The 13,556-nt window shown below is 55.2% G+C and carries 12 protein-coding genes, 1 tRNA gene and 1 pseudogene; 7 read left to right on the top strand and 7 right to left on the bottom strand.

Annotated features, from left to right (window positions below):
* Window positions 1–695: pseudogene (locus tag ACK4HN_RS02845) on the bottom strand (photosystem II q(b) protein); the annotation flags it as partial.
* Between the two features lie 275 nt (window positions 696–970).
* On the opposite strand from ACK4HN_RS02845, the gene ACK4HN_RS02840 reads away from it, so the two are divergent.
* On the top strand, window positions 971–2,158 hold the full coding sequence (locus tag ACK4HN_RS02840) for a TRC40/GET3/ArsA family transport-energizing ATPase (RefSeq protein WP_409869437.1): 1,188 nt from the start codon (window positions 971–973) through the stop codon (window positions 2,156–2,158).
* Window positions 2,159–2,226: 68 nt separating this feature from the next.
* A complete protein-coding gene (locus ACK4HN_RS02835) occupies window positions 2,227–2,484 on the top strand; it encodes an ATP-binding cassette domain-containing protein (protein WP_409869436.1) in 258 nt (85 codons plus the stop codon).
* On the opposite strand, the gene ACK4HN_RS02830 is transcribed toward ACK4HN_RS02835, so the two are convergent.
* Both ACK4HN_RS02830 and purD read right to left on the bottom strand, forming a co-directional pair.
* Window positions 2,481–2,774 (bottom strand): DUF3082 domain-containing protein, encoded by a 294-nt coding sequence (locus ACK4HN_RS02830; protein WP_409869435.1) that lies wholly within the window; start codon window positions 2,772–2,774, stop codon window positions 2,481–2,483. The genes ACK4HN_RS02835 and ACK4HN_RS02830 overlap by 4 nt on opposite strands.
* Entirely contained in the window at window positions 2,771–4,075 is a 1,305-nt protein-coding gene (gene purD / locus ACK4HN_RS02825; protein WP_409869434.1) for a phosphoribosylamine--glycine ligase, read from the bottom strand. The genes ACK4HN_RS02830 and purD overlap by 4 nt, the downstream gene beginning before the upstream one ends.
* Window positions 4,076–4,266: 191 nt before the next feature.
* Between purD and ACK4HN_RS02820 the strand changes: the two genes are divergently transcribed.
* A tRNA-Asp gene (locus ACK4HN_RS02820) sits at window positions 4,267–4,340 on the top strand.
* A 16-nt stretch (window positions 4,341–4,356) separates the two neighbouring features.
* On the opposite strand, the gene ACK4HN_RS02815 is transcribed toward ACK4HN_RS02820, so the two are convergent.
* Window positions 4,357–4,935 (bottom strand): M23 family metallopeptidase, encoded by a 579-nt coding sequence (locus ACK4HN_RS02815; RefSeq protein ID WP_409869433.1) that lies wholly within the window; start codon window positions 4,933–4,935, stop codon window positions 4,357–4,359.
* A 107-nt stretch (window positions 4,936–5,042) separates the two neighbouring features.
* On the opposite strand from ACK4HN_RS02815, the gene ACK4HN_RS02810 reads away from it, so the two are divergent.
* Entirely contained in the window at window positions 5,043–5,306 is a 264-nt protein-coding gene (locus ACK4HN_RS02810; RefSeq protein WP_409850736.1) for a DUF3493 domain-containing protein, read from the top strand.
* Here ACK4HN_RS02810 and prmC read toward each other — a convergent pair.
* A complete protein-coding gene (gene prmC, locus ACK4HN_RS02805) occupies window positions 5,303–6,178 on the bottom strand; it encodes a peptide chain release factor N(5)-glutamine methyltransferase (protein WP_409869432.1) in 876 nt (291 codons plus the stop codon). The genes ACK4HN_RS02810 and prmC overlap by 4 nt on opposite strands.
* A 78-nt stretch (window positions 6,179–6,256) precedes the next feature.
* Between prmC and ACK4HN_RS02800 the strand changes: the two genes are divergently transcribed.
* A complete protein-coding gene (locus tag ACK4HN_RS02800; RefSeq protein ID WP_409869431.1) occupies window positions 6,257–6,610 on the top strand; it encodes a hypothetical protein in 354 nt (117 codons plus the stop codon).
* Here ACK4HN_RS02800 and ACK4HN_RS02795 read toward each other — a convergent pair.
* Window positions 6,607–7,521, bottom strand: a complete 915-nt coding sequence (locus tag ACK4HN_RS02795) for a DMT family transporter (protein WP_409877202.1) — start codon at window positions 7,519–7,521, stop codon at window positions 6,607–6,609. The genes ACK4HN_RS02800 and ACK4HN_RS02795 overlap by 4 nt on opposite strands.
* The gene (locus ACK4HN_RS02790; RefSeq protein ID WP_409869429.1) at window positions 7,508–9,307 is read right to left on the bottom strand and encodes an aspartate kinase; all 1,800 of its coding nucleotides are present in this window, start codon (window positions 9,305–9,307) and stop codon (window positions 7,508–7,510) included. Before ACK4HN_RS02790 ends, ACK4HN_RS02795 begins: the two co-directional genes overlap by 14 nt.
* A gap of 136 nt (window positions 9,308–9,443) precedes the next feature.
* Between ACK4HN_RS02790 and ftsH the strand changes: the two genes are divergently transcribed.
* Window positions 9,444–11,372 (top strand): ATP-dependent zinc metalloprotease FtsH, encoded by a 1,929-nt coding sequence (gene ftsH, locus ACK4HN_RS02785; protein ID WP_409869428.1) that lies wholly within the window; start codon window positions 9,444–9,446, stop codon window positions 11,370–11,372.
* 14 nt (window positions 11,373–11,386) lie between these two features.
* The gene (locus ACK4HN_RS02780) at window positions 11,387–13,531 is read left to right on the top strand and encodes an ATP-binding protein (RefSeq protein WP_409877201.1); all 2,145 of its coding nucleotides are present in this window, start codon (window positions 11,387–11,389) and stop codon (window positions 13,529–13,531) included.
* The last annotated feature ends 25 nt before the right edge of the window (window positions 13,532–13,556 follow it).

The raw sequence follows: 13,556 nt of genomic DNA, 5'->3' as shown, positions 1-13,556 counted from the left end.
GATTCGGTTTCGGTGGTTTCCCGGATCAAGCTGGAGGTCACCAGCGAACCGTGCATGGCGCAGAACAGAGCGCCACCAAAGACACCTGCCACACCCAATTGGTGGAAGGGGTGCATGAGGATGTTGTGCTCCGCTTGGAACACAATCATGAAGTTGAAGGTACCAGAGATACCAAGGGGCATCCCGTCAGAGAAGCTGCCTTGACCAATGGGGTAGATCAAGAAGACCGCAAAGGCAGAGGCCAAGGGGGCAGAGTAGGCCACGCAAATCCAAGGCCGCATCCCCAGGCGGTAGCTAAGTTCCCACTGGCGCCCCATGTAGCAGGAGGCACCCAACAGGAAGTGAAAGATGATTAGTTGGTAAGGGCCACCATTGTAGAGCCACTCATCAAGGGAAGCAGCTTCCCAAATAGGGTAGAAGTGCAAGCCAATGGCGTTGCTGGAGGGGACAACCGCACCGGTGATGATGTTGTTGCCATAGAGCAAGGAGCCAGAAACCGGCTCACGGATGCCATCGATGTCCACCGGGGGAGCAGCGATGAAGGCAATCACAAAACAGATGGTTGCGGCTAACAGGGTGGGGATCATGATCACACCAAACCAGCCCACATAGAGGCGGTTATCGGTGCTGGTCACCCAGTTACAAAACCGCTCCCACAAATTCGCGCTTTCGCGACGTTGGAGAGTCGTAGTCATAGGCGTGATAAGTCCAGTTAGTTTGCATTTATTTTCTTTAACTTAGAAACCCTTGGAAACAGTTACAAACTGCAAGGGCTTAAGCACTAAGTTAATATTTGCCCTTAGAGATTGGGGAGAGGCCTAAATTATTCTTAGTAAAGCTAAATAAGTAGTTGTATTTGTTTATTTTTCTTAATGATTTTATTTTCGTTGATTGGGGGCGATCGCCCCCCTGAGGATAAACTCAAGGGTTAAGATATTTTAAGCAACCGTGTTTAGGGCAGAGCCTTCCCATGCGCGTAATTTTAATGACTGGCAAAGGTGGCGTTGGTAAAACCTCAGTAGCGGCAGCGACGGGGTTACGCTGTGCCGAGTTGGGGTATAAAACGCTGGTGCTGAGCACGGATCCCGCCCACTCCCTTGCCGATAGTTTTGACCTCGAATTGGGGCATGTCCCTGTGCCTATTGCTGAAAATCTCTGGGGAGCAGAACTGGATGCTCTGATGGAACTGGAGGACAACTGGGGTGCCGTCAAGCGCTACATTACCCAAGTCCTCCAGGCGCGCGGCCTAGAAGGGGTGCAAGCAGAGGAGCTGGCGATTCTGCCGGGGATGGATGAAATTTTTGCCTTGGTGCGCATGAAACGCCACTATGACGAAGGCCAATACGATGTCCTGATTATTGACTCTGCCCCCACCGGCACGGCACTGCGGCTGTTGAGCCTGCCCGAGGTGAGCGGTTGGTATATGCGCCGCTTCTATAAGCCGTTGCAGCGGATGTCCATGGCCCTGCGCCCCATTGTGGAGCCAATTTTCAAACCCTTGGCGGGGTTCTCCTTGCCCGATCAAGAGGTGATGGATGCCCCCTATGAATTTTATGAGCAGATTGAGGCCCTTGAAAAAGTCCTCACCGACAACACGCAAACCTCAGTGCGCTTGGTAACCAATCCTGAAAAGATGGTGATCAAGGAATCCCTGCGCGCCCATGCCTATCTCAGTCTTTACAATGTGGCCACGGATTTAGTCGTGGCCAACCGCATTCTGCCCGAGACTGTTCATGATCCCTTCTTTGCTCGCTGGAAAGAGACCCAGCAACGGTATCGCCAAGAGATTCACGACAATTTTCGCCCCCTCCCCGTTAAGGAAGTGCCTCTCTTTGCCGAGGAACTCTGTGGCTTAGCGGCACTGCATCGCCTCAAGGAAACCCTCTATGCCAATGAGGATCCGACGCAGGTTTATTACCAAGAGCAAACAATTCGGGTGGTGCCCAGTGATGGCCAGTACAGCCTTGAACTCTATTTACCGGGAGTGCCCAAGGAAAAAATTGAACTCAATAAAACTGCTGATGAGTTGAACATTCGCATTGGCAACCATCGTCGCAATATGGTGCTGCCCCAAGGATTGGCGGCACTGCAACCCGTGGGCGCGAAAATGGAGGCAGACTACCTGAAAATTCGCTTTGCCAGCGCCACCAGTAGCTAATTCGGCAATTAATAACTGATGAGATTTGCTGCCGTGACGAGGACTGAACTGGCGATCGCCTCGACCTTGTGCCCGCGAACCTCTCCGGGGAGCAGAAACAACGGGTTGCCATTGCCCGTGCCCTAGCGGGTGAGCCGAAGATCATTTTTGCGGATGAACCGACGGCTTCCCTTAATTCCCAAAATGGCCAACAGGTGATCAAAATTCTCTACAACCTAGCCAAGCAAAACAGCTGCACAGTGTTGATTGTCACCCATAATCTCCGTATTACAGCCATTGCTGATCGCATCACGAAGATTGAGGATGGCAAACTCAGCAAGGACTAAGCCTGCTCCCGTTGTAGCCAGCGTTCCCAAAGGAGTTGCAGCGTTAGAGCCACGAGACCCACGGCAATAATACTAAAGACACCAGTTGCAAGGGTACACAAGCCCACCACGAGGGTGCGCACGGCCACGGCCACGCCATAGACCAGTTGATTGTGGTAGCTCACTGCCTGAGTAGCAAAGATGGAGGCGATCGCCCCTGTGAGCTGATAGAGGAGCATCCCAAGTGTACCCGCAATGAGTGCGCCGCTTAAACAGCGCAAGGGGCTAGTTTTTGGAGGGAGAACGGTCATGAATTGTATTCCCCTTTATGAGCCGATGATTTCAGAATACGGTAGCCAATGTCACGACGATAGTAGCAATCGGCAAATTGAATCGCCTGCACACCGGCATAGGCCTTGGCTTGAGCTGTGGCAAAATCAGGAGCCAAAGCGGTGACATTCAAGACCCGCCCCCCATGGGTGTACCACTGCCCGTCTTGCCAGCGCGTTCCCGCATGGAAAACGAGTACCCCCTGTGCCATAGCGTCGGGAATGCCCTGAATCAAATCCCCTTTACGATAACTCCCCGGATAGCCCCCTGCGGCCAGTACAACCGATAGCGCCACCGCATTGCGCCATTGTAATGCTCCCAAACTGGCTAAGCGTCCCTCGACACAAGCCGAGAGTACCTCAATCAGAGGGGTTTCCAAGAGGGGAAGTACCACTTGGGTTTCGGGATCACCAAAGCGACAGTTAAATTCCACCACGTAGGGATCCCCTGCGGGCGTCACCATCAGACCGGCATAAAGCACCCCACAGTACTGAATTCCTCGATCCTGTAACGCCCCAAGGGCAGGTTCAAGAATCGTCTGTTGAATCCGTTGCATTAACTCTGGTGTCACCCAAGGCACTGGAGCATAGACTCCCATGCCTCCCGTATTCGGACCAGTATCCCCTTCGCCAACGCGCTTATGGTCTTGGGCAGGCAAGAGCGGCACAATGGTTTTGCCATCGGTAACGGCAAGTACCGAGACCTCTTGCCCCTCTAGGACTGATTCAATGACCACCTGTTGACCCGCCGTGCCAAATTCACCGCCAAAAATCCGCTCGAGGGCCGCGATCGCCTCCGCTTCCGTGGTTGCCACTGTTACTCCTTTACCCGCGGCTAGGCCATCCGCCTTAACAACAATGGGTGCCCCTTGGGTCTGGACATAGCAAGCGGCCGCCTCGTAAGTGTCAAACACCGCTGCCTTGGCCGTCGGGATCTGCGCCGCCTCCATGAGGGCCTTTGCCCAAGCTTTACTGGCTTCAATTTTTGCTCCAGCTTGACTAGGGCCAAAGACGGGAATGTCTAGCGTTTGGAGGTAATCAGCCAAACCCGCAGCAAGGGGTGCTTCTGGCCCCACAACCACTAAATCAACGTGATTCTCTTTGGCAAAGTCCCCAATGCCCGTGAGGTCGGTGGCTGCAATGGCTACATTCTCGCACCCCTCTAGGCAGGCCGTCCCGCCATTACCGGGCAGACAATAGACCTGCGTCACGCGAGGAGAATCGAGTAACTTCCAAGCGATCGCGTGCTCTCGACCACCACTGCCAACGACAACGACCTTCACAGATGCACTCCAAAACGCTAGGCGATGATTTCTGAAATCAATCTTGACGAGATTATCAAGTTTATCAGTCCACTGGCAAGGTTCGCTCCAAGGGCGACGAGAAAGGATAGTCAGCGATCGCCCTGCAAGGCAAATTTAACCCGTTGACAAGGCCATGATTTTCCTGATAGTCTAAAAATCGCTCAAAAATTGGGACTGTAGTTCAATCGGTTAGAGCACCGCCCTGTCACGGCGGAAGTTGCGGGTTCGAGCCCCGTCAGTCCCGTTATTTAATCAGAGAGTTATCGTTGGGCTTGGCTACTATACATGGCCTGTAGAACCACAGCCGGGTTGACCAATTCCCCTCGGTGGCGGAGCGTCCAGTGGAGATGAGGTCCGGTGGTGCGCCCCGTCATGCCCACACGACCAATCCGCGCGCCTGTCGGTACCCGCTGCCCCTCTAGAATCACAATGCCACCGCTGCGATCAACCATGGCTCGTCCTTGGGGGGTCTGCTCAACGCGCCCCATCATGTGGCAGTAAACGTGTTCCCAAGCCCCCGATTGAATCCGTACCAAGGTGCCACAGGCGGTGTGATCGGAAACTTCAATGACTTTCCCCACCCACCAATTGCGGATATAGCTTCCTTGGGGAGCCGCAAAATCAAGGCCATTGTGAAATTCAGTCGTGGGTTTCCCCGTGGGCGATCGGCGGTAGCCAAAGGGAGAAGTATAGCCTTGAAAATTTTCCACAGGAAAGGAAGCATCGCTCCAGCGGAGTGTCCCTGCACCCGTATTTTGGGAGGGTTGACTGAGTTGGGGAATGGCAACCGTGCTACCGCAGGCGATCGCTAGTGCCAGACTAATTCGCTGCCAATGCATATCAAACTCCTCACATTTCTTTTGGCCTACGGCCTTAGACCGTCATTGATGCACACCGTTCCCTATTGTAGGGACGTAGGATATTTTCAGGTGACGGCAAAATCAAGATGGCTGCTAACGAACCCCAACAACCCGCTAAAGTGACTCAAGCCACCCTGCGCGATCGCCTGCGAGCCGAGGCAGCAGCGCCCTATCGGGGACTACGGCGCGTATTCTACGCGGTTTTTGCCGCCTCCGGCCTCATGGGTGCCTTTATCCTTGGCCTCAAGGGATTGGCGGGCACCGCAGGTGACGATTTGGCGTGGAATCTGGCATTACAAATCGGAGTGGTTGCCCTCATGGTTGCCCTTTGGCGCTGGGATCGCGGCTAACGGCTTTGGGCAACGAGAAAGCGATCGTGGCCACTGAGATCGTGGAGAATTTCCACCCGTTCATAGGCTTGGGTGGCCATTGCCAGTGCCGCCACCGCTTTCCCTTGGGTCGCCATCAATTCCATAAAGAGCCAGCCTTGGGGCTGAAGATACTCTGGCGCTGTCTCAACAATCTGGCGAATCGCCTGCAAACCATCCGCACCCCCATCGAGGGCAAGGGGAGGTTCGTGGTACTGTACCTCCGGTTGGAGGGTAGCCACTAGGCGGGTGGGAATATAGGGGGGATTACTGACAATGCCCTGTACCTGCCCTTGGAGAGAAGCAAGGGGGTCAAACCAACTTCCTAGGTAGCACTTCAGGCGATCGCCCAAGGCGTATCTTTCAATGTTGATTTGGGCAACCCCAAGGGCCTCAGGGCTACAATCCACCGCATGCACAAAGGCCGCCGGAAATAGCTGCGCCAACCCAATGGCAATCGCCCCGCTACCCGTACCCAAATCCAGCCAATGTCCCTGTTGTTGCCAAGGGGGCACTGTGGCCGCCACCACTTCTAGTAACTCCTCCGTTTCTGGCCGTGGAATCAGCACACTGGGGGTGACGACCAATTCCAGCCTGTGCCAGTGCACCGTGCCAATGAGGTATTGCAGGGGGACACGCTGTTGCCAGCGGCGTTGCCAGCGCTCTTGGAGATCTGCAAGGGGCAGCTTGAGACGAATCTGGGGTGGGAAGCGGCGCAGCGTGATGTCAAGGGGACTCAACTCTGTAAAGGCACTGAGAAATTGTTTTAACTCCTGTAGACCACTCTCGCGCTCAGGCTCTGGAATGATGGCCTGTGCCCAATGCCACCATGCTTGGAGTACCTCGCCACCCACGAATATATCTTGACCCTTGTTTTCTGAGGATACTCGTATCACAATAGCCCTAGAATTCCTAACTGTGCCTTATCCACTGTGGCAGATTTTCAGGAACAGCTTCAACGTCTGCAAGAGCAACTGCAACGGGCGCAGGCGCGAGCCAATGAACTACCGCAACTGATTCCTGAACCGCCCCCGCCGCCTGTGGATGCCGAAGCCCCGGAATGGGCAGATGAACAGGCACGGATTGAAGCCCGCGTGCGCAGTGAAACTTCGGTTGCCGAACTTCAGGCACAACTGATTGCAGCCCTCTTGGAAAATGAACGGCTGCGGCGTGCCCTAGAGGCGGAGCGGCAACATCATGCCCGTACCCGGGAGGGACTCATTACCGCCTTGGGGGACGCTTTGGAGACGCTCAAACAGCGGCGGCGATCGCCGAAACCCCCCTAGGGACTAGGCCACAGTGCTACACTTAACCCCACCAGCACGAGACTGCCCCCCGTGATCACTGCCGTTGTCGGCACCTCCCCAAAGAGCAGGAAAGCAAAGAGACTGGCCGCAATGGGTTCAGCCAACACCAGAAGGGTAACCCCTGTGGGGGAGAGCCAACGCACGCCCCAATTGAGACTGGTGTGCCCCACCAACTGCGGAATCAGCGCTAGCAGGAGAATAGCGCCATAGAGCTTTAGCGGCCAACCCGTGTAGGCAAAGCCAAGGAGGGGCGGCAAAGGTAGAAGCACCAGAGCAGCAGTGGCATAGGCCACAAGGGCGTAGTGATGAATTGCAAGGCCCGCCTTTTGGGCAGCTTGACCACAAATAAAGTAGGCATTAACCGCCCAAGCGGCAGCGATCGCCAGTGCATTTCCCAGCAGGGGGTTTCTTGCCACAGCACTTGTCGGTTCGCCGCTGCCAATCAGGGCACTGCCACCAAGGGCGATCGCCATGCCCACCCAAGCCCGCGGTTTGAGAGTTTGTCCCTGCCAAAGGTAGCCCACAAGAGCTGACCAAATGGGGGTTGTGGTCACCAGCGTTGTTGAGGCCGCCACCGAGGTGTAGTTCAGTGAGGTGAACCAGAGACTAAAGTGCGCCGCAAGGGCAACCCCAGCCGCCACTGCCCAACGTAGATTTTGCTGACTCAGGTCGAGCCACGGCCAAGGGTACAGTTGCGGTATCAGAAAAAGAGCGGCCAAACCTAAACGGCCAGTGGCCAAGAGCATGCTCAACCCCACTGTTTTTCTCAAGGACTGGGTGGGTAAGTCCCCAACGCCCCAGCGCACCAGCACAGCCGCCGTCGAAACTGCCACCACGCCCACGCTGAGCACAAGGCCAATTTGCCAAGGGGGCGGCCTATTTGGCGACATCGGGAATGACGACGGGTGCCTCCCCATCGAGACCAAAGGCCGTATGCACTGCCCGCAGTGCCCGTACCCCCTCCGATTCTGCTACCACACAACTGACGCGAATTTCTGAGGTGGCAATCATTTGAATGTTGATATTCTCACGGGCAAGGGCGGCAAACATGCGAGCGGCAATCCCTGGCCGCTGGATCATCCCTACCCCGACAATGCTCACTTTGGCGATCGCTGTATCCACAAGGATGTCGCCGTAACCCAATTGGGTCTGAACCCTCTTGAGCAGCTCCACCGCTTGCTCGGCATCGGCAGAGGCTACCGTAAAGGCAATATCGCGGGTCATCACACCCCCCAAGGGGCGCGATCGCTGGGACTGGATAATCATATCCACGCTGATGGCCGCATCCGCAAGGGTCTGGAAAATTGCTGCCGCCATGCCGGGGCGATCGGGTACATCGCGAATCGCAATCCGCGCCTGTTTAGGATCAAGAGCCACGCCCCGCACCGCTGGTGCATCGGGGACCGCTTGGGAGACGGTGGTGGTAGGTTCCACATCAAAGGTTTGGGAGAGCACGGCGATCGCTCGCCCGGCATCCGCTGCGGCCACTGTACAACTGACGTTAATCTCAGAGGTGGAGATCATCTGTAGGTTGATGCCCGCCGCCGCCAAGGCCGAGAACATTTGAGCCGCCACCCCCGGTCGGCCAATCATGCCTGCCCCTGTGATACTCACCTTGGCAATATCGGCATCCACAAGCACATCCGTCTCTTCCACCCGTGGATTCAAACGGGGATAAAAGGCCACGGCAACCGCTTCTGCCTGTTTGAGAACACTCTTTTGCACTGTGAAGGCAATATCGTTCGTCTGCCCTTCGTGAATGGATTGGATAATTAAATCCACATCAAGGTTTTGCCGTGCCAGTTCGCCAAAAAGCTGTGCAGCAATGCCGGGGCGATCGGCCACCCGCAGCAGTGCCACCTTCGCCTGATCGGTGTCCAGCGCCACACCATCCACAGGCTTACCCAGTTCAAGATTTTCCACAGGACGCGGCGGGCGGCGTGGGGCAATGACGCGCGTACCGGGATCATCGGTCCAACTGGAGCGCACCACCAAATCCACCCCATAGTTGCGGGCAATTTCCACCGCGCGGGGATGCAAAACCTTTGCCCCTAGGCTGGCCAACTCCAGCATTTCATCGCAGGTAATTTCGCTCATGAGTTGGGCATGGGGCACTAGGCGTGGATCGGCAGTCAAAATGCCGGGGACATCGGTGTAGATCTCACAGCAATCTGCCCGCAGCGCAGCCGCTATGGCCACCGCCGAGGTATCTGAGCCACCGCGCCCAAGGGTGGTGACTTCAAAATCAGCAGCAGCGGTAATCCCCTGAAAGCCGGCCACAACCACCACTTGTCCTTCTTTGAGGTGCCGTTCGAGGCGCTGGGTCTCAATGTGGAGAATGCGGGCACGAGTGTGGGCAGGTTCAGTGACAATCCCCACTTGAGCGCCGGTAAGGGAGATGGCGGGTTCTCCCAAGGCATGCAGTGCCATGGTCAACAGGGCAATCGAGACCTGCTCTCCCGTCGAAAGCAGCATGTCCATTTCCCGCTGACTGGGGCGATCGCTAATGGCATAGGCCAGTTGCACTAAGCTATCTGTGGTTTTGCCCATGGCCGAGACCACCACTACTACCTGATGTCCCGCTGCCACAGTCGCCTTGACCCTGCGGGCTACCGCTTGAATACGCTCGACACTACCGACGGACGTGCCGCCATACTTTTGTACAATCAGTCCCATGGGCGCTCTAAAGAGAATGCTGTCCTATTTTATATTCAGGGCGATGGTTCTTGGCTGTGGCTCCTCTGTGGCGTTAGCGGACTAAAAAATCGCTGTTACACTGGAAATCAGAACTGAATTTCGGAAACGGGTTTCCATGAAACACGCTCAACGCTTTTCCCAACGGCTGAGTCAACTGGCCTTGGTCGTGGGTCTCTCGTTAGCTCCCACTAACATTGGCTTAGCGCAGTCGAGCAATAACAACACCGTTTCCTACAGTCAATTCCTCAAGGCCCTCAAGGCTGATGAAGTCCGCTCCGTCGAACTCTATCAGGAACAGGGGCTAGCCAAGTTTCGCCGCAAAGATCAACCCGAACAATCTCCCCTCCAAGAGGTACGGCTTTTTGATCGCAATCCTGAACTCATAGAACTGCTGCGCCAAGTGAGTACCCGTTATGGCACAACGGTGCGGGTAGTTCCTTCGGGCAGTGATGGTGCCGTTATCGGTGTCATTTCCAACTTGATGTTGGGGTTTTTCCTGTTGATTTTATTCCTGATGATTCTTCGCCGCGCGAGTAATGGACTAGGGGGGCCAGGGCAAATTCTCAACTTTGGTAAATCCCGCGCCCGCTTCCAGATGGAGGCCCAAACAGGAGTGACATTCGATGATGTGGCAGGGATTGAAGAGGCCAAGGAAGAGCTGCAAGAGGTGGTCACCTTCCTGAAAAACTCAGAGAAATTTACCGCCATTGGGGCGCGTATTCCCAAAGGGGTGCTGCTGATTGGCCCCCCAGGGACGGGCAAAACGCTCCTAGCCAAGGCGATCGCCGGTGAAGCCGGGGTTCCTTTCTTTTCCATTTCAGGCTCAGAATTTGTGGAAATGTTTGTGGGCGTGGGTGCCTCCCGCGTGCGGGATCTCTTCAAAAAGGCAAAAGAAAACGCCCCCTGTTTAGTCTTTATTGATGAAATTGATGCCGTGGGTCGTCAGCGGGGTGCCGGCATTGGCGGCGGCAATGATGAGCGCGAGCAAACCCTCAACCAACTGCTGACGGAGATGGATGGCTTTGAGGGCAATACGGGGATTATTGTAATTGCGGCAACGAACCGCCCCGATGTCTTGGATGCTGCCCTACTGCGTCCGGGCCGCTTTGACCGCCAAATTACCGTTGATTTGCCCGGCTACAAGGGGCGCTTACAAATTCTCCAAGTCCATGCGCGGGACAAAAAAATTGCCCCAGAGGTGTCCCTAGAGGCGATCGCCCGCCGTACTCCCGGTTTTTCCGGTGCCGAACTGGCCAACCTCCTCAATGAAGCTGCGATTCTCACGGCTCGCCGCCGCAAACCCGCCATTACCAATGCCGAAATTGACGATGCCATTGATCGAGTGACGATTGGCATGACCCTCACCCCCCTCCTCGATAGTAAGAAAAAGTGGCTCATTGCCTACCACGAAGTGGGTCACGCCCTGCTGATGACGCTTTTGAAACACGCGGATCCCCTCAACAAGGTGACCATTATTCCCCGTTCGGGGGGGGTCGGTGGCTTTGCCCAGCAAATCTTTGATGAAGAGCGGGTGGATAGTGGCCTCTATACCCGCGCATGGCTCCTCGATGAGATCACCATTCTCTTGGGGGGGCGCGCTGCCGAAGTGGAAATTTTTGGCGATGCTGAAGTCACCGTGGGTGCCAGTAGTGACCTACAAGCGGTAGCCAATCTGGCGCGGGAAATGGTGACCCGTTACGGCATGTCGGATTTGGGACACCTCGCCCTTGAAACGCCAAGTAACGAGGTCTTTCTCGGTCGAGATTTGCTGCCCCGTGCAGAATATTCTGAAGCGGTGGCCGTACAAATTGACCGCCAGGTTCGCGAGATTGTGATGCACTGCTATGAAACCGCTCGCAAACTCATCCGCGAGCATCGGGCAGCCATTGATAAGTTGGTGGAACTCATCCTAGAAAAAGAAACCATTGACGGCGATGAGTTCCGTGCCTTGGTGCGCCAATATACCACCCTGCCCGTCAAAGAACCCTCTTGGAAGGCCAGTGCCACGCCTGTTTCCTTTTGTCAGGATACACCGTCAGCCTAGGCAAGGAGGCAAGGGTGAGCCATGAGCGGCAGGCCGTTCGTCACCTCTTGGTCCTCGAAGACAGTGAGGGACGGCGACCCATTTTACTGGAGGCAGCCACCTATTCCATCGGTCGTGACCCCACAAATTCCATTGTGCTGCACTCCAAGATGGTCTCACGGCAGCACGCCATCCTATTGCGCGTGACCAGTCCAGAGACCAATAGCTATCTTTTTCGCCTGATTGATGGTGATTTGCAGGGTCGGCGGAGTACCAATGGCATTCTCGTCAACGGTCAACGGATTGTTGCCCATGATTTGCGCAGTGGCGACATGATTGTCTTTGGGGGCGAGGTGCGCGCCCGTTACTTAACCCTGACCAATATGACCGATGAGGAGTTTGAGGATTTTTGCCGCAGCACCGATGTCTTAGGATTTCTCTCCAAAAGCACCAATCCCTTTGCAACGCTTTTCCCCCTCGGTGAAGGGAATATCGAGAATTTTAGTGAAGCGGCCTTAGTGCGTTTGGCCTCCTATCCGGAGCTAACACCCAACCCGATTTTGGAAGTGGATTTAGAAGGGAGGGTGACGTATCTCAATCCAGCGGCAGTGATGCAGTTTCGGGACTTGCAGCAACAAAAGTTGACTCATCCTCTGCTAGTGGGATTGCCGGAACTCGCCCGCTACATGAAGCAAACCCAAGAAAAAGTCCATGTGCGGGAGGTGGAGTACCAAGGGCGTATCTACGAGCAATCCATTCACTACATCTACGAGAGTAAACTCATCCGCAGCTATGTCATGGATGTTACCGATCGCAAACGAGCCGAGGAACAACTGCGCAACCAAGCCCGCCGTGAGGCCATCATTAACCGCATCATTCAAGCCATGCGCACCACCATGGTGGCAGCGGAGGTTCTGCAAATTACCGCTGACTTACTCCTTGAAGCGTTGGGATCCACGCTTTGTCTGATTACGCAAACCCATGCTCCCAATACCCCTACCTATGCCAGCCGTCCTCAATTGGTCAGCTTACCCAACCACTTGATTGCTCTGAACCAGCGAGCGATCGCCCTGTTTGAACCCGCCCTGCGCAACGGTGAACAGGTGGTCTTGGCGGCTAGTTGTACCGATTTACCGCAGCCGCTGCAAACGGATTTGAGAACTTTCAACGTCAACGCTGTGGTGATGACCCCCTTGGTTTACCTTGGCCAACTCCTTGGGCAAATTACGCTCCTAGATTGTGAGTGGGAACCCAGTGAGGCAACGTCCGTTTTAGTGAGCGATCGCCCGCTTTGGCAACAAACCCTACCTAAATCTTGGACGCCAGAAGATTTAAGCCTCGTCAAAACCATTGCCGATCAGTGTGCCCTCGCGATTCACCAAGCGCAGCTTTACCAACAGGTGCAAGAACTCAATGCGGATTTGGAGCGACAGGTGCGCGCACGGACTGCCGAACTGGAACAGAAAATGCAGGAGCTAGAGAGCCTCAATGCCATTAAGGACGATTTCTTGAGCACCGTTTCCCACGAGTTACGTACCCCCATGGCCAACATGAAAATGGCCATCTATATGCTGAAGCAATTTGCCACCGACGATCGCCAGAAACGCTACCTTGAGATTCTCACCAATGAGTGCAACCGCGAAACGGAATTGATCAATGATTTACTCGATCTGCAACGCCTAGAGGCAGGGCGCAGTCAGATTCAACAGGAGGTGATTGATCTCCACAGTTGGCTGCCTTCAGTGCTCGAGCCCTTCCGCAATCGCATGCAACAGCGGCAGCAATCCCTTGAGATTGTCCGCCCTCCCACTTTGCCGCCCCTGCTTTCCAACCGTCATGCCCTAGCCCGCATCTTAGCTGAGTTACTCAACAATGCCTGTAAGTACAGCCCCGCTGGCGCACAGATTGTTATCCGTTTTGATCCCATCGGGGGCGATCGCCTGCAAATTCAAGTGAGTAATCCCTCCGAGATTCCCAGTGAGGAGCTGCCGCGCATCTTTGAAAAGTTTTATCGCATTCCCAATGCCGATCCGTGGCAACAGGGGGGAACGGGCTTAGGCCTCGCCCTCACCCAAAAGCTGGTAGAGCAATTGCAGGGGGAAATTAACGTTCACAGCGAAGGGGGCATCACCACCTTTACCCTCAGCCTACCCACTGCATCAGGTGATCCCACTGCCTGATAAAATAGGGTGATAACGTTTTTAG

The sequence above is a fragment of the Thermosynechococcus sp. genome (assembly GCF_046299655.1).
Lineage (GTDB): Bacteria > Cyanobacteriota > Cyanobacteriia > Thermosynechococcales > Thermosynechococcaceae > Thermosynechococcus.
Note: the sequence above shows the minus strand (reverse complement) of the source record. Positions and strands in the feature narration are given on the sequence as shown.